Below are 15,916 nucleotides of genomic sequence, written 5' to 3' on the forward strand. Positions count from 1 at the left end.
ATCATAAATGAAAGCATTACGAAATTATCTGGATAAGATTAAGCCGCAGTTTAAGGAAGGGGGGAAGTTTGAAAAATTGCATTCTACCTTTGATGCAATTGAAACCTTCCTTTATGTTCCTGATAAAACGACTTCATCCGGAAGCCATATCAGGGATTCCATTGACCTGAAAAGGACAATGACAGTGGTAATCATGGCATTGATCCCTTCACTTCTTTTCGGTATCTGGAACACTGGTTATCAGCATTTCCTTTCACTAGGACAAGATGCAGGTTTCATGGAAATGGTAGGTTATGGACTGATAAAGGTTCTACCGATTGTTGTTGTATCATACGCATCCGGACTCGCTGTTGAGTTTATTTTTGCCCAATACCGCGGACATGAAGTGAATGAAGGCTACCTGGTTTCAGGAATGCTCATTCCACTTGTAATGCCTGTTGATATTCCTTTATGGATGGTTGCTGTAGCATCAATATTTGCAGTAATTCTTGGGAAGGAAGCTTTTGGCGGAACCGGGATGAATGTATTCAATCCGGCATTGCTTGCACGTGCCTTTATTTTCTTTGCCTATCCTGCTCAGATTACCGGAGATACTATATGGACCGGTGGCCTTACAAAAGGTGAAGGGGTTGTTGATGGTTTTTCAGGTGCTACACCTCTTGCAAGAGCAGCTGCCGGTGCGATCGATAAACTTCCTTCAATACAGGACCTCTTTTTTGGATTTATCCCTGGTTCAATTGGTGAAACATCAAAGCTTGCCATTTTAATAGGGGCTGCAATCCTGATTCTGACCGGTATAGGTAGCTGGAGAATAATGGTATCCGGTTTGCTCGGTGGAGTAGTTATGACTTTGATCTTTAATGCTTTCAGTGCCAATGCCTACATGACAATTGACCCTCTTACGCAGGTATTGATGGGTAGTTTCCTCTTTGGTATGGTTTTCATGGCTACTGATCCTGTAACCGCTGCCCAAACCAACCGGGGGAAATGGATTTATGGCTTCCTTGCCGGTTTCTTTGCTATAATGGTCAGGGTATTCAATCCAGCCTACCCTGAAGGTACAATGCTGGCGATATTGCTAATGAATACATTTGCCCCACTTATCGATCATTTTGTGATTGAATCCAATATCAAGCGCAGGCTTAAAAGAGCTGCTTCATTAATGAAATCCTAATTCCTGATTTGAAATGGTTCATAGTAATAAATACATACTCGTCTACTCTGTGGTAATGGTTGTGGTTGTTGCCGTATCATTGACCATAGTGGCGGTTCAGTTAAAACCTGCGCAGGACGACAATATCCGGATTGAAAAGATGCAAAATATCCTTTCATCTGTGAATATCAGTACTTCTGAAATTCCCAAAAAGGAAGTAATCAATGTCTATAATAAATTTGTGAAGAGGGCATTTGCTGTCAACATGAAAGGTGATATTATAGAATCACATACGGAAAAAGTATTTCCTATTGAGATGGCTAATGAACTAAAGAAAGCTCCTGAAGATCAGATACTGCCGATTTTTGTTGCCACCTTTGAGAATGGTGATTCTGCTTTTATTGTCCCCTTGAGAGGCAAAGGATTATGGGGCTCTATTTGGGGCTATATGTCTTTCAAACCTGACTTTAACACGATTCTTGGTTGTGTTTATGATCATAAAAGTGAAACGCCGGGTTTGGGCGCTGAAATCAATACAGAATGGTTTCAGAAATATTTTTTCGGTAAATCTATTTTTGATGAGCAGAAAGAGTTTACCTCAATCAACATTATAAAGGGTGGTGCTAAAGATGATGATCCACATGGTGTGGATGCCATCTCGGGCGGAACCATTACCAGCAAGGGTGTTGAAAAAATGCTCCGCGATAACCTGGCGGGCTATGTTGCTTACTTTAAAAAACAGATGAAATCATGAGCACTGATAATTCCATAAAAGTAAAAGATCCCTGGTTCTCGGCTAAAAACCTGAAGTTATTAAGGAATCCATTTAATATGGAGAACCCGATAACAGTGCAGGTTCTTGGAATCTGTTCAGCTTTGGCTGTTACCGTCCAGATGAAACCTGCTATTGTAATGGCACTGTCTGTTACGATTGTTACAGGGTTTTCCAACCTGATCATTGCATTACTCCGCGACACCATTCCTTCCCGTATCAGGATCATTGTCCAGCTGGTAGTGGTTGCAGCTTTGGTTATTATTGTTGACCAGGTATTGAAAGCCTATGTATATGATGTGAGTAAAAAACTCTCGGTATTTGTGGGTTTGATCATCACAAACTGTATCCTAATGGGTCGTCTGGAAGCTTTTGCTATGGCAAACAAACCATGGCCTTCCTTTATTGATGGAATCGGTAATGGGCTGGGTTATGGACTTATCCTTGTTATTGTAGCATTCTTCCGTGAATTTCTTGGGTCTGGCAAAATCTATGGTTTTGATGTAATTCCCCAGTCATTTTATGATGCCGGTTATGTTAATAATGGATTAATGATACTTCCCCCGATGGCACTCATGACTATTGGGGTCATTATCTGGGTTCAGCGATCCAAGAACCCGGATTTACAGGAAAAGAATTAAGAATCGGTTCAATACCTCTCTAAGGATAAAAGAATAACAATGGAAAATTTATTCAACCTGTTCGTAAGAAGCATCTTCATTGATAATATGATTTTTGCATATTTTCTTGGAATGTGTTCCTACCTGGCTGTCTCCAAAACAGTGAAAACCTCAATAGGACTAGGAGTGGCAGTTATATTTGTTCTACTGATCACTGCTCCTGTTAACTGGTTGGTAGATACCTATATGCTAAAAGAAGGAGCCCTGGCCTGGTTAAGTCCGGAGCTGGCCGATCTTGACCTTAGCTACCTGAGCTTTATGATTTTTATTGCAGTAATTGCAGCCATGGTACAATTGGTTGAAATGGCTGTCGAGAAATTCTCACCTTCTCTCTATAATGCACTCGGAATATTTCTTCCATTGATTGCTGTGAACTGCGCCATTCTTGGGGTTGCATTATTTGTTCAAGAGAGGGAGTATTCTACCATTGGCGAAGTTACAACCTATGCCGTTGGATCCGGGGTTGGATGGTTCCTGGCCATCGTATCGCTGGCTGCCATAAGGGAAAAAATACGTTATTCACATGTTCCAAAACCTCTGAGGGGGTTGGGAATTGCCTTCATCCTGACAGGTTTGATGGCTATTGCGTTTATGAGTTTCATGGGTATTAAGATCTAAAGATAGAGGTGAAGATATGATAACAACATCCTTACTGTTCATGGGCCCTCTTTCCGGGCCACTATTGATCGGAACTGCGATTTTCCTTCTGGTTACTATCCTGCTGGTAGTGATGCTATTGGTAGCAAAAGCCAAACTTGCCCCTTCTGGTCCCGTCACTCTTACCATTAATGGTGACAATAAAATCACGGTAGGTGCTGGTTCCAACATTCTTACCACACTCGCAAATGAGAAAATATTCCTTCCATCTGCTTGTGGCGGCGGCGGAACTTGTGGTATGTGCAAATGCCAGGTAATCGAAGGCGGTGGTACCATACTTCCGACTGAAACCAGCTTTTTTACCCGTAAACAGCAACAGGAGAGTTGGAGACTCGGATGCCAGGTGAAAATCCGTGAAAACATGTCGATTGAAATACCCAAAGAGGTATTTGGAATCAAGAAATGGGAATGCGAAGTTATTTCCAATTCAAATGTGGCCACCTTTATCAAGGAATTCGTTGTTAAACTCCCGGAAGGTGAAACCCTTGATTTCCAGAGTGGAGGCTATATTCAGATTGATGTTCCCAAATGTGAAGTCGATTTTAATAATATTGAGGTAGAAAAGGAATACAGAGAAGACTGGGATAAATTGAAAATTTGGGATCTGAAGATGAAGAACCCGGAACCTATCTTCAGGGCTTATTCTATGGCCAATCATCCTGCCGAAGGAAATATTGTCAAACTGAATATCCGCATAGCTACACCCCCCTGGGACCGATCAAAGAATCAGTTCATGAATGTAAACCCCGGGATTTGTTCCTCCTATATTTTCTCCAGGAAACCGGGTGACAAAGTAGTGGTAAGTGGCCCTTATGGTGAATTCCATATCAAGAAGACAAACCAGGAAATGGTGTTTATTGGTGGAGGTGCAGGAATGGCTCCTTTGCGTTCAATGATTTTCCATCTTTTCCAGACCGAAAAATCATCCCGTAAAGTAAGTTATTGGTATGGAGCCCGATCACTGAGAGAAACCTTCTATGATGATGAATTTAAGGCTATTGAAGAAAAGTTTCCCAACTTTAAGTTCAATCTCGCTTTAAGTGAACCTCTTCCGGAAGACAATTGGAAAGGGTATACCGGATTTATTCACCAGGTAGTATTGGACAATTACCTTGCCAAGCATTCTGAACCTGAAGATATTGAATTCTACCTCTGTGGCCCTCCAATGATGAATTCGGCTGTTTTTAGAATGCTGGATCAGCTTGGTGTACCACCGGAAAATATCGCTTTCGACGATTTTGGAGGTTAAATTCTTAACTTGCGCAAAATTAGAATTCAATGAGCGCAAAATTTCTGACATCTTTTAGAGTTACCGGGGTAATCATTATGGTTACCCTTTTGGTTTTGTTTTATTCCTGCACTGAAAAGAAGCAATTACAGCTATTCAGGTTTACAGGCGAGACTCAGGGGACTTACTATGCTGTTACCATTATTGCAGAGGATTCAGCGAATCTGCAACCCTCTATCGATTCGTTGCTCAGGCGATTCGACTCCTCTGCCTCTGTTTATAAACCCAATTCAATTATTTCCAGGTTGAATCGCAATGATAGCAATGCAATGGCTGATGAAACCTTCACTGCAGTTTTCCAAAAAGCAATGGAGGTTTCTGAAAAAACAGGCGGTGCTTTTGACATTACCGTTGGTCCATTGGTCAGTGCCTGGGGTTTTGGCTTATCGGAGAGGCTGAAGATTGATCAGCATACTGTTGACAGCCTTCTGGCCTTCGTAGGTTATCACAAAGTTAAGCTGGCAGAAGGGAAGCTGGATAAAGAGGATCCGCGCATCAGGATCGATTATAATGCGATTGCGCAAGGGTATGCCGTTGATGTCCTGGCGGATTTCCTGGCATCAAAGGGAATAAAATCCTACCTGGTTGATATTGGAGGTGAAATTGTGGGACATGGCAGCAGGCTGGATGGAACCGACTGGAATGTTGGGATTGAGTTACCGGCAGATAATCAAGATGATGAAAGGAAGATTCAGGCCGTAGTCCTCTTGAAAAACAAGGCACTTTCCACCTCGGGGAATTACAGGAAATACTATGAAGAGAATGGTGTCCGCTATTCCCATACCATTGATCCTTCAACAGGTTATCCTGTAAAGCATTCGCTGTTAAGTGTATCTGTTTTGGCAAAGGATTGCATGACTGCTGATGCATATTCCACAGCCTTCATGGTCATGGGACTGGAAAAAGCCAAAAAATTCCTTGAATCACAAAATGAGTTAGAGGCCTATTTTATTTATTCAGTAAATAAAGGGGTCAATGAGACCTTCTTTACAAAAGGCTTTGAATCCATCCTGGTAAAAGATTCAGATAAGAAATAGGAATTGGGTACAACTATGCTGAAAGCATAGTGTATTCACTTGATCAGGGAAATTCTGTTATTGGTTTTCGCAACTTGATTCATTACTTCCCTCACAGGAACAACCTAATTTCTGTCCTGTAGCAGGGTCGACACTGCTGCAGGATTTCCTGAAATCACCATCCTTAACAAGGAATAGCCTTATGGCAATCCCCGCAATTGAAAGCCCTACCAAAATGACAGCAACTATGATGAGTTTTAGCATTGATTCTGTTCTCCGATCCGCATGAAAATGCGATAATTATGTTATCAGTATTTTGGTTTACGCCCCCGATGGTTCTTTTCTCCTAATCCGGGGATTGTCTTATACTGTTTGCTTTTCAGCCCAATGTAACTCTTTTTAAAGAATATGAATGTGCTGGTTTTATCCAGTTTAAGATTCGACAGTATGTTTTTGTCAGAAGTTGTCCTGAACTGATTAACATAAACAGTTATCTCATTGATATGTTTAGGATCATCATGATTTTCCAGGAACTCTTTTACCAACTGCTTAATAGTTCCAGTTTTAATCAGTTGCCACTCTTTTAATGCATAGGTACTTGTTTTTCCGATGGCAACTACTTCTTCTATACTGAGGATAGAGGAACGGAGGGATTCAATATTTGGTGGGATCCTGGTGGTTCTCGTTTTGAGTTCTTTGCATATCTCAGTGAGTTTCATGGGTCTGCCTGAATCTTCAAGGATACTGAGGATATGTTCTGAAAGTTTTACAAGTGTATTACGGTGGAAAGTGATGTTTACTTTATCAAAGCCAAGGTTGAATTCTTCTGTAAGCATCCGGCGACAGATTTGTTTGAGTCTGTCATTCATCACCTGGGAAGGAAGCAGGAATTTGCTCAGATATTCCATTGCATCAACGGTATAATCATTCTCAACCCTGGATTCAATTTTAGATTCCACATCTGTAAAGAAAGCCCTGAAACTAAATACATCCCTATACTTCCTGCTGATCAGGTAATAATTCTTGTAATTATTTTCAAGATCCTGAAATGAGATGAAATATCTCTGCAATGTTCCTGAAAGAATCAGAGCATAGAATTTGCCGGTATAATCCAGTTTTTCCCTGGCATTGATTCTTTTAACCAATTCATCATTAACGACAAGGAATTCCTTTTTCAGATCCAGGTCATAGTTAAACTGCTTGTCAATGTTGAAGAATCGCTGTGCTATTTTATTTACAGCCATAGCAACCTTTTCAGGCACTTTTTGAGCGATCTGCCTGACTCTTTCCCTGGTAATACTATAATGATCTCCAATGGATTGAAGTGTCCTTTTCTGTGAATTTGCAAGAAATCCGAAATTGTTCCTGAAAATATATAACTCACGTTCATTCAGAATATATTGCACAATAATCTGCATGAATTTGAAAAACGGGAAATTCTTTGAGATGAACGCTTCCTTATATTGTTCAGTGACTTCAGAAGGCACTTTAAAGTTAACGTAGCAAAAAAGCTTAAAATCCTCAAAGCCCAGTAGCGGCTCATTCATCCTGAGGTCATCAAGTGTGAGTCCTGATAAGGCCAGGTATTTTTGTGATAACTGGATAAGTTCAAGATCTGTTTTGAGTCCACAGTTCCTGATATCGCGAAAAGTGCCACGTTCAAGAAAGTAATAGAGGATTTTATAGAGGGTATCCAGGGAGCCTTCGAGACAAACATTCTTGGTCCTTTCCGAGAGGTTGTTGATATTCTTCAACTCCTCTATATGATAATTGATGAGGTTGGATAAAGGTGCCACGGCTTTGTATATTTTGTTAAACAGTAATTTACAAATTTAACTAATAATTAGGCGAATTCTACTTTTTATATGCTGTTTGTCAAAATTTATTTTCATAAAGCTGTTTGCGGATTTCATAACATATGATTGCATTTGCAATGGAAGCATTCAGAGATTCAGCATGATAGGCTGATGAGAGGGGTGATGTTAAATGTGGGATAAAGATTGGATCAGTTATTAAAGGAAATAGAGAAGGGGAGATGCCTTTTGATTCATTTCCTATGATTAATATGCCTGATTCCGTGAATTTTTTTTCTGTAATTGAGGGACCGTGAAGGAGAGCCCCATATACTTTTATAGAAGGAAATCTCCTGATAGATTGTTCCAGGTCGGCATAAACAATTTGAACCCTGGCGAACGAACCCATGGTAGCCTGAACAACTTTCGGATTGTAAAGGTCTACGCAATCAGGTGAGCAGATGATCTGCCTGATTCCAAACCAGTCTGCAGTGCGAAGAATGGTTCCCATATTACCGGGGTCCCTGATTCCATCGAGTGCCAAAATCATTTCAGCAGCATTGAAACTTTCCAGTTGGAGTGTGGAAGGGATCTGAACCAGTGCCAGGACTTTATTAGGTGTTGTCAGGTCGCTGATTTTCGATAGTTCTTCATCGGATACTATGATAAGTTCAAGGTTCTTTCCAGCGATTGCGTTACTGTTTAGTTCATACCACGATTGAGTGCAATAAATGGATTTAGTGGTTAGTTGTCCATGGATAAGTTCATTAACACTTTTTTCTCCTTCAACAATGAAAGCCTGGTGCAACTGCCTGTATTTTTTAACCTTGAGGGAATTGATGAACTTAATAGTATTTTTGGAAAGCATGGTTACAGGGTGTTGAATGACTGATGCTCAAAAAAAAATCCCGGGAAATCCGGGATTTAAGGTACTATAAAATTTGTCAGGTAAAGAATTATTCAGCAACAACTTCAAAACTGATGGTTGCCTGAACTTCTTTATGCAGTTTGATAGTGGCTTTGTAAGAACCGAGTTCTTTGATCGATTCACCATCGAGGTGGATCTTTTTCCTGTCAATATCAAAGTTGAATTGTTCCTTGATGGCTTCTGCGATCTGAATCGCATTTACAGAACCATAAATCTTACCGGTTGCACCGGCTTTTGCGCCGATTTTCACTGAAAGATTTTCAAGGGATTTCAACAGCTTTTCAGCTTCTGTCCTTGATTTCTGTTCTTTATAAGATTTCTGCCTGAGGGTTTCGGCATTCATCTTTTTATTTGATTCGGTGGCAAGAATGGCATATCCTTGAGGAATCAGGTAGTTGCGTCCGTAACCATCTTTCACGGTTACTAAATCATGGGCATAACCCAGGTTTGTTACGTCTTTTTTTAGAATGATTTCCATCTCGACCTCCCTATTTTAATAAATCTGCAACATATGGTAATAAAGCGAGGTGACGGGCACGTTTGATAGCCTGGGCAACCTTGCGCTGATACTTGGTACTGGTACCAGTGATGCGGCGTGGTAAAATCTTACCTTGCTCGTTAATGAACTTCAAAAGGAAGTCGGCATCCTTGTAGTCGATGTACTTGATACCGCTCTTTTTGAACCTGCAATATTTCTTTTTCTTGACGTCAACCGTGATGGGAGTCAAATATTTTATTTCTGAATTTCCTTGATTGGCCATGGTTTAAATGTTAAAGGGTTCTGAATTAGGCTTCTGCCTTTACTTCTGCAGCTGCAGCCTTGTTGGCACGCCTTTTTTCGCTGTAAGCGACGGCATGTTTATCCAACACGAAGGTGAGGAATCGTAAAATGCGCTCATCACGTTTGAAGGCAACTTCCAGGTCAGCAATAACTGTACCTTCAGCTTTGAAAGCTAAAAGACAATAAAACCCGGTGGTTTTCTTCTGGATCGGATAGGCTAATTTACGGAGGCCCCAGTTGTCCTCGTATAGCACTTCAGCCCCTTTGTCAATAAGGAACTTGTTAAATTTGCTTACCGTTTCCTTCATCTGTTCTTCAGATAAAACGGGAGTCATAATGAAAACGGCTTCGTACTGTCTAATCATTTGTTTTACTTTGAATTAATTAAACAACTTTGTGGTTTAAAAATGGAGTGCAAAGATAGTAATTATCCTTAAACAAACAACTCCGGTTTGAATTTCTGCTGAATATTATCAGAGCAATGATTGATATCCAATGATTGTTTCTCGGGTATTGTTTCTTGCTATATTTGAATACCTAACATAATTTCCAACAAAAATCCAATATTGACTCTATATGCTCAAAATTTTACTGATACTGGTTCTGATTGCCTGGACTCAGAGTGCTTTATGTCAGGTTGGGATTAACACCTCTGGCTCCGGTCCCGATAGCTCAGCCATGCTGGATGTAAGCTCAGAGGTAAAAGGGATGCTTCTTCCCCGGATGACTGCTCTGCAAATGTTAGCAATCCCAAACCCTGCCCTGGGATTGATTGTTTTTAATACCTCCCTGACAGGTACATATCCGGATAATTATTCTCCGGGCTTTTACTTTTTCAATGGAACAACATGGAAACCACTAAATGGTAAAAGCGGGCTGTTGGATATGATCCCGGCTTTAGACCAAACACAAATTGATAGTATTACCGGAATAGCCGGAATGCTGGTACTGAACACTTCAAGCAATTGCCTGAACTATTTTTCCGGTCTGAACTGGATGGAGCTCTGTGGTAACTGCACTCCACAGCCAACCCAGGCCCTTGCCGGTTCCGACCAGGTTATCATTGGAAATTCAACTGTGTTATCAGCTAATACTGCCCAATCCGGTACCGGTTCCTGGCAAATCATTCAAGGAACCGGCGGTGCTTTGGGAAATCTGTCTGATCCATTGAGCACATTTACAGGTACCCAACCTGGTAGCTATGTGTTACGATGGACCATTTCCTCCACATGTGGCAGTTCTCAGGATGATGTTACCATCAATTTTCAGAACGATCCTCCTCCGGTATCCAATTCTCTGTTGTTTGCACCTTATGCAGATTGCACGCTCTGGCCTAATTTCCAGATCGAGAATGTTACAGAAACAGGAAACTTGTTTTATACCTGTGCTTTTCTTGTGGATAACCAGGGAGCAACAGGTGCAAACCCTTGCTGGGGTGGCTATTCAACTTTGCTGATGGATTATTACCAGGATAAAATAGCAGCACTCCGGAGCCAGGGAGGGGATGTTATCATTTCTTTCGGAGGAGCTAACGGGGTCGAACTTTCTTATGCTGCAGCAAATGAATATGAGGCGAGGGATGCTTATAAATCAGTTATTGATGCCTATTCCCTCAGTAGCATTGATTTTGATATAGAAGGATTATTTATTGCAGACCCCAACTCAATCCTGAGACGTTCAAAAGCAATGAAGTTGCTGCAAAATGAGTATCCTGCACTGAGAATCAGCCTGACTTTACCGGTAATGCCAACAGGACTAACTGCGGATGGACTGAATGTAGTGCAGAGTGCATTGACCCAGAATGTTAATTTGTCAATAATCAACATCATGGCAATGGATTACGGCGGCAGCGGCATTGACATGGGCAACGCTGCCATCTCAGCCGGAGAAGCGGTATTCGGCCAGATAAAGACCCTCTATCAGAACAATGGCATGAATTTGCCTGATTCGGTATTGTGGAGAAAAATCGGGGTTACACCAATGATTGGAGCTAATGATGTACAGGGTGAAGTTTTCTACCTGGATGATGCTGATGATCTGGCGGCCTGGGCTTCAAACAGGAGAATCGGGAGGCTTTCCATTTGGTCCGTTAATCGCGATAAACCTTGCTCCAATCCCAACGACCCGCTTTACTCCTGTAGTCATATCAGCCAGGCGTTGTACGAGTTTTCGGGAATCTTTAATTCAGTTGCCGGAAGTTCTTTTAGGAGACCATCAGGCAACACTGGATCTGGCATTCTTCCGAAATCTGAGTTTTGATTTCTGAAATCTTACTTGAATTGGTTCAGAAGGGTGTTACAGATAAATTTGCCAGCAGTTCCATCCCCAAAGACTGGTGGAAAATCGAGTTTAGCACCTTTGAAATACTCATAAGCAGCAACTATCTTTTCAGTTTCTGCATCAGCAATCATTCCGGCTCCATTTTCAACAATCTCAACCCACTCCGTTTCCGGCCGTGCGATGATCAATGGCTTTCTGAAGAAATACGCTTCTTTCTGCACGCCTCCCGAATCAGTTAATATCATGCCACAATGCTTTTCGAGCAGGATCATTTCCATATAGGATACAGGCGGGATGATATGGATAGCAGGATGTTGATGAATTTGACTGAAAACCTGGCTGCTTAGTTTTTCCTGCAATAATTTGGAGGTTCGCGGGTGAAGAGGGGATGACTATTTTCATACCTGAACGCTCTGCAATGATGAGCATAGCCTTAAAGATGGCTTCAAGACGTTCAGGGATATCAGTGTTATTGTCGCGATGGACCGTGCATAGTACAAACCGTCCATCTTCCAATCCCATTGACTGTAAGATTGTTGAGCGTTCTTCAGCCAAACTGGAATAATAGACAAGGTTATCGAACATAATATCCCCGCAGTGGAAAATCCCGGGATTATCAATGCTGTATGGAGGTTTTGACTCTATCCGGAATCCCTCCCTGCTAAGATTTCTGATCCCGGCAGGAGTTGGAACAAACAGCAGGGTAGAAGAGTGGTCGCACATGATGCGGTTGATTTCTTCCGGCATTGATTTATTAAATGAACGCAATCCCGCTTCAATATGCACAATGGGTACCCTGAGTTTTGCGGCTGCCATTGCACCTGCGAGGGTACTATTGGTGTCGCCGAATAGAACGAGGTAATCAGGTTTAAGGTTCAGAATTTCTGTTTCAATCCCTTCAAGCATTCTGGCTGTTTGCTTCCCATGACCGGCTGATCCGATATTCAGATTGATATCCGGATGAGGTATTTGCATCTCCTCGAAAAACACCTGCGACATATTGGCATCATAGTGTTGTCCTGTATGAAGGATGGTTTCATGGATCTGATCCGGGAAATGGTTCCTGATGGCCCGGCTCAGGGCTGCTGCTTTGATAATCTGAGGTCTGGCCCCTACAATGGTAAGAATTTTCATTCAGAATTGCTTAAAAGGTTAGAGCGTGAATGTAAAACGATGTATTCTCCGGTATGTTCATAATCTTCCGTCATCCGCAAAGCTGTAATATCGTTCATCCCCCACAATAATATGATCAAGTATCGGTATATCCATCAGATCCCCGGCATTCTTTAACTTTCGTGTAAGGGCAATATCGGCTTCACTGGGTTGTATCTGTCCTGACGGATGATTATGACCAAGTATCATTGAAGTCGCATTAAACTCCAGGGCAAATTTAAAGACCTTTTTCGGATCAACAACAGTCCCTGTAATTCCTCCTGTGCTTATTGATACAGTCCGGATGACACGATTTGCCCTGTTCAGCAGTATTGCAGCGAAATGTTCAAAGTTACTGTAAGCCAAATGCTCCTGGAGAATCTCAAAAGCATGATTACTTCGGGTTATCTGGAATTTCTCCTGGATTTCAGAACTTCGTCGCCGTTTCCCCAATTCAAGAGCGGCCACAATACTCAGTGCTTTAACCTGTCCGATCCCTTTGAATTTCATTAAATCGGCCAGGCTGAGCTTTGACAGTTCGATGAGATTTCCCTGGATATGCTGTAATATCCTTTGTGATAACTGCACGGCAGATTCGGAAGCAGTGCCCGAACCAATGAGGATCGCAATGAGTTCTGCATCACTGAGTGCCGAAGTTCCTTTGATTTGTAGTTTCTCCCTGGGACGATCGTCCTCAGCCCAGCATTTGATGCTGCTTTTATTAATTTCTGACATACTGAAAATGAATAAAGTTTGAATATTTGAAAAAGAAAATAGAATGAAAGAGAATTCAGAATTCAGTATTCAGGAGTCAGAATAGAAAAAATGGAACTATTATTTGGTAAATTATTCCGGATTCTGTCCGCCTGAGATAATGCCATCTGGAGTCTTTGGAGAATAGCACTTTTTGACAATCTCTAAGACTTTTTTGCCGGTTAAAAGTAATAAAAAAAGCTCTCCAAAATGAAGAGCTTTTCAAGTGTTGAAAATTATTTTAGAGAGCGTTTACCTTCCTGGTAAGCTTTGATTTCAGGTTGGAAGCTTTGTTCTTATGGATGATTGACTTCTTGGCCAATTTATCAATAAGCGACACAATTGAGGGGAGCTTTTCAGCTGCAACACTCTTGTCGGTTAGCTCACGAAATTGTTTGACCGCATTGCGCATGGTTTTGGCATAATAGCGATTATGAAGCCTTTTCTTTTCGTTAGCTCTGATCCTTTTGAGGGATGATTTGTGATTTGCCATTGTTATGAATTGCGTTGAAGTTGGTAGCCGGTAGGGGAATCGAACCCCTATTACCAGGATGAAAACCTGACGTCCTAACCGTTAGACGAACCGGCCGTTTTAATTTTTGAGGCTGCAAAGGTAATACTATTTTTTTAATCAACAAGAGGGGAGATAAAAAAGGGCATAATTTTTTTGCTGTAATTTCAACTCTTTATAGATCATGCATTTGTCAATACATTGCAACATTCTCAGGGTACAGGGCAGGGTGATCCTTCAAATCCAACATAGCATTTATGATCCTGATTTCAGTAAATTTCTCCAGATCAGTATAGTAAATCTCTCTCTTCTTTAGTTTCCCTGATATAAGAAGGGCTTCTCTCCTTGTTCCTTCAAGTAAGGGATTCGAAGGCGTAAACCACTGATCTCCTTCTTTCAGGGCTATATTAGCAAACGAGATATCTGTGAGAAACCCTTTTCTTGTGATTAAAATATCATCCTCAGGAATTCCTTGTTTCAAACGATCGAAAACGGCACGGTCACTATATTTATAGGCGTAATGGGTGCCGGCAGATTCGACAAGTTTTAAACTTCTGATAATGCGTGGTTTATAAGGCTCAAATTGTATACCATAAATTTTATCTGCATAATCAATACGGCATTTGATCCTACCTGTTTTAAACTGATCCGGACAATGGATCAATGGGCTTAAATCCTGAATATTATCCATTCGGAAAAAATGTTTCCTGGCTTTTAGAAACCGCTGGTTGTGGTATTCAATATTTTGTACCACTCCCTCTTCAATCCTTATGGTCTCAAATAATAGGAACATAAACCTTTTCTATCATTTCATGATATTCCTTCAAGGGGTCACTGAAGGATGTGATCCCTCCACCACTCTTAAAGATCAGTCCTTTATCAGTTGATTCGATAAAGCGGATCAATACCGCACTATCCAGGGATTCACCATCAAAAACTCCAAATATACCCGTATAAAATCCACGATCATAACCCTCTGTCTGAAGAATAATCTCCACAGTTTTTTCTTTTGGGGCACCGGATACCGACCCTGCAGGTAGCAGTCGAAACAAGATATCTCCTAATCGTGAGGCATATCCCTTCTCTAATTGACCGGTTATTCTGGAACTTACCTGCAACAATGCACCGAAATTGGTTTCCAGTCTTTCCAGGTACCTGAACTGTTCAACTCTTACCTCTTTGGCTACACTGCTCAGGTCGTTTCTTATCAGGTCGGTAATCGTATAATGCTCCGCCAATTCCTTGGGGTCTTCCAGCAATAATTTCTCTGCGTCGGGAATAGTTGCATCAAGGGTACCTTTCATCGGGAATGAAGAAATAATATCATTCCTGATAGTAACAAAGGACTCCGGGGAAAATACAACAAACCGATCTTTAACAAGTAATTTATACTTAGCCTTGCTCTGATGAAAGATTTCCTCGAGGCCCAGACTACATTCTACAGGGGTTGGACTGGTAAGATTCAGCAAGTAAGTGTTCCCGTAATCAATGTGATTTTTTACTTTATGAAACTTATTCAGATAGGAAGGATAATCTTCCGGGTATTTCCGGAAAAGAAATTCACTTATTCTGTTTTCAGTTTGAATTGCATTCGTTTTTCCTGGAAGATGGTAAAGAATAAAAGCTGGATCCACCTCAGCTAAGGGGATCACCCAGCCATTTTCACCACAGAAGTCAATTATGAACAGGAATGGTATCTTTGAAGAACCATATTCATTCATTAACCGGATGGCAGTACTTTTGCTTTTGAATGAATTCCTGAACATAGTGCAAACTTACATTTTTCCCGGATGAATCCCAGCGTACTGCTCATTGATAATCATGATTCCTTTACTCATAACCTGGCTCAAATGCTTGAAGAAGCAGGAGCCTGCGTACTCACGGTTCTGAAATATGATGAAATCAAAATTGAGCAGGTAGATGCTTTTGATAAAATTATCTTCTCTCCCGGGCCCGGGATTCCGTCGGAAATCCCTTTTATGGGAGATGTCCTCAGGGAGTTTTCCAGTTCCAAATCAATCCTGGGAATTTGTTTAGGCCACCAGGCAATCATTGAATACTTTGGTGGGAAATTGTTGAACATGCAAAAAGTAGTTCATGGAATCCGCAGTGAAGTCTCACTCATTGAACCTGTGGATAGTCTGTTCAAAGG

Annotated in this window: 18 protein-coding genes, 1 tRNA gene and 1 pseudogene; 8 read left to right on the forward strand and 12 right to left on the reverse strand. The window is 41.3% G+C overall.

Annotated features, from left to right (window positions below; all coding sequences use genetic code 11):
• Nucleotides 1–7 precede the first annotated feature (7 nt).
• From IPH84_07310 to IPH84_07335, 6 genes are read left to right on the forward strand one after another with little or no spacing between them, the layout of a single operon-like run.
• On the forward strand, nucleotides 8–1,174 hold the full coding sequence (locus tag IPH84_07310; GenBank protein MBK7173030.1) for an NADH:ubiquinone reductase (Na(+)-transporting) subunit B: 1,167 nt from the start codon (nucleotides 8–10) through the stop codon (nucleotides 1,172–1,174).
• Between the two features lie 13 nt (nucleotides 1,175–1,187).
• Nucleotides 1,188–1,907 (forward strand): NADH:ubiquinone reductase (Na(+)-transporting) subunit C, encoded by a 720-nt coding sequence (nqrC, locus tag IPH84_07315; protein MBK7173031.1) that lies wholly within the window; start codon nucleotides 1,188–1,190, stop codon nucleotides 1,905–1,907.
• On the forward strand, nucleotides 1,904–2,566 hold the full coding sequence (locus tag IPH84_07320) for an NADH:ubiquinone reductase (Na(+)-transporting) subunit D (protein ID MBK7173032.1): 663 nt from the start codon (nucleotides 1,904–1,906) through the stop codon (nucleotides 2,564–2,566). Before nqrC ends, IPH84_07320 begins: the two co-directional genes overlap by 4 nt.
• A 39-nt stretch (nucleotides 2,567–2,605) precedes the next feature.
• Nucleotides 2,606–3,223 carry an NADH:ubiquinone reductase (Na(+)-transporting) subunit E gene (gene nqrE, locus IPH84_07325; protein ID MBK7173033.1) on the forward strand — a complete coding sequence of 206 codons (618 nt, stop codon included), beginning with the start codon at nucleotides 2,606–2,608 and terminating at the stop codon, nucleotides 3,221–3,223.
• A 40-nt stretch (nucleotides 3,224–3,263) separates the two neighbouring features.
• Nucleotides 3,264–4,511, forward strand: coding sequence for an NADH:ubiquinone reductase (Na(+)-transporting) subunit F (locus IPH84_07330; protein ID MBK7173034.1), 1,248 nt, complete (start codon nucleotides 3,264–3,266; stop codon nucleotides 4,509–4,511).
• A gap of 29 nt (nucleotides 4,512–4,540) precedes the next feature.
• Nucleotides 4,541–5,587, forward strand: a complete 1,047-nt coding sequence (locus IPH84_07335) for an FAD:protein FMN transferase (protein MBK7173035.1) — start codon at nucleotides 4,541–4,543, stop codon at nucleotides 5,585–5,587.
• 57 nt (nucleotides 5,588–5,644) lie between these two features.
• On the opposite strand, the gene IPH84_07340 is transcribed toward IPH84_07335, so the two are convergent.
• From IPH84_07340 to IPH84_07365, 6 genes are all read right to left on the reverse strand, one after another.
• The gene (locus tag IPH84_07340) at nucleotides 5,645–5,830 is read right to left on the reverse strand and encodes a membrane or secreted protein (GenBank protein MBK7173036.1); all 186 of its coding nucleotides are present in this window, start codon (nucleotides 5,828–5,830) and stop codon (nucleotides 5,645–5,647) included.
• Between the two features lie 44 nt (nucleotides 5,831–5,874).
• Complete coding sequence (locus tag IPH84_07345; GenBank protein MBK7173037.1) at nucleotides 5,875–7,362, reverse strand: hypothetical protein; 1,488 nt, start codon at nucleotides 7,360–7,362, stop codon at nucleotides 5,875–5,877.
• A 79-nt stretch (nucleotides 7,363–7,441) separates the two neighbouring features.
• Nucleotides 7,442–8,227, reverse strand: a complete 786-nt coding sequence (locus IPH84_07350; protein MBK7173038.1) for an RNA methyltransferase — start codon at nucleotides 8,225–8,227, stop codon at nucleotides 7,442–7,444.
• Between the two features lie 88 nt (nucleotides 8,228–8,315).
• A complete protein-coding gene (locus IPH84_07355; protein ID MBK7173039.1) occupies nucleotides 8,316–8,765 on the reverse strand; it encodes a 50S ribosomal protein L9 in 450 nt (149 codons plus the stop codon).
• A 10-nt stretch (nucleotides 8,766–8,775) separates the two neighbouring features.
• Nucleotides 8,776–9,048, reverse strand: a complete 273-nt coding sequence (locus tag IPH84_07360; GenBank protein ID MBK7173040.1) for a 30S ribosomal protein S18 — start codon at nucleotides 9,046–9,048, stop codon at nucleotides 8,776–8,778.
• Nucleotides 9,049–9,073: 25 nt separating this feature from the next.
• Nucleotides 9,074–9,430 (reverse strand): 30S ribosomal protein S6, encoded by a 357-nt coding sequence (locus IPH84_07365; GenBank protein ID MBK7173041.1) that lies wholly within the window; start codon nucleotides 9,428–9,430, stop codon nucleotides 9,074–9,076.
• Nucleotides 9,431–9,644: 214 nt separating this feature from the next.
• Here IPH84_07365 and IPH84_07370 point away from each other — a divergent pair, with 214 nt between their 5' ends.
• Nucleotides 9,645–11,327: a hypothetical protein gene (locus IPH84_07370; protein ID MBK7173042.1), complete on the forward strand. Its 1,683-nt coding sequence runs from the start codon at nucleotides 9,645–9,647 to the stop codon at nucleotides 11,325–11,327.
• An 11-nt stretch (nucleotides 11,328–11,338) separates the two neighbouring features.
• Here IPH84_07370 and wecB read toward each other — a convergent pair.
• The 6 genes and pseudogenes from wecB to IPH84_07400 all read right to left on the reverse strand — a co-directional run bounded on the left by wecB (nucleotide 11,339) and on the right by IPH84_07400 (nucleotide 15,530).
• A pseudogene (gene wecB, locus IPH84_07375) lies at nucleotides 11,339–12,482 on the reverse strand (UDP-N-acetylglucosamine 2-epimerase (non-hydrolyzing)).
• Nucleotides 12,483–12,539: 57 nt separating this feature from the next.
• Nucleotides 12,540–13,235, reverse strand: coding sequence for a DNA repair protein RadC (gene radC, locus IPH84_07380; GenBank protein ID MBK7173043.1), 696 nt, complete (start codon nucleotides 13,233–13,235; stop codon nucleotides 12,540–12,542).
• 259 nt (nucleotides 13,236–13,494) lie between these two features.
• On the reverse strand, nucleotides 13,495–13,746 hold the full coding sequence (locus IPH84_07385; GenBank protein MBK7173044.1) for a 30S ribosomal protein S20: 252 nt from the start codon (nucleotides 13,744–13,746) through the stop codon (nucleotides 13,495–13,497).
• 21 nt (nucleotides 13,747–13,767) lie between these two features.
• Nucleotides 13,768–13,842 (reverse strand) — tRNA-Glu (locus IPH84_07390).
• A gap of 115 nt (nucleotides 13,843–13,957) precedes the next feature.
• A complete protein-coding gene (locus IPH84_07395) occupies nucleotides 13,958–14,557 on the reverse strand; it encodes an aminotransferase class IV (protein MBK7173045.1) in 600 nt (199 codons plus the stop codon).
• Entirely contained in the window at nucleotides 14,541–15,530 is a 990-nt protein-coding gene (locus IPH84_07400; GenBank protein MBK7173046.1) for an aminodeoxychorismate synthase component I, read from the reverse strand. The genes IPH84_07395 and IPH84_07400 overlap by 17 nt, the downstream gene beginning before the upstream one ends.
• 24 nt (nucleotides 15,531–15,554) lie before the next feature.
• Between IPH84_07400 and IPH84_07405 the strand changes: the two genes are divergently transcribed.
• A partial coding sequence (locus IPH84_07405; GenBank protein MBK7173047.1) for an aminodeoxychorismate/anthranilate synthase component II occupies nucleotides 15,555–15,916 on the forward strand: 362 nt, incomplete at its 3' end.

The sequence above is a fragment of the Bacteroidales bacterium genome (genome assembly GCA_016707785.1).
In the GTDB taxonomy this organism is placed as follows: Bacteria; Bacteroidota; Bacteroidia; order Bacteroidales; family UBA4417; genus UBA4417.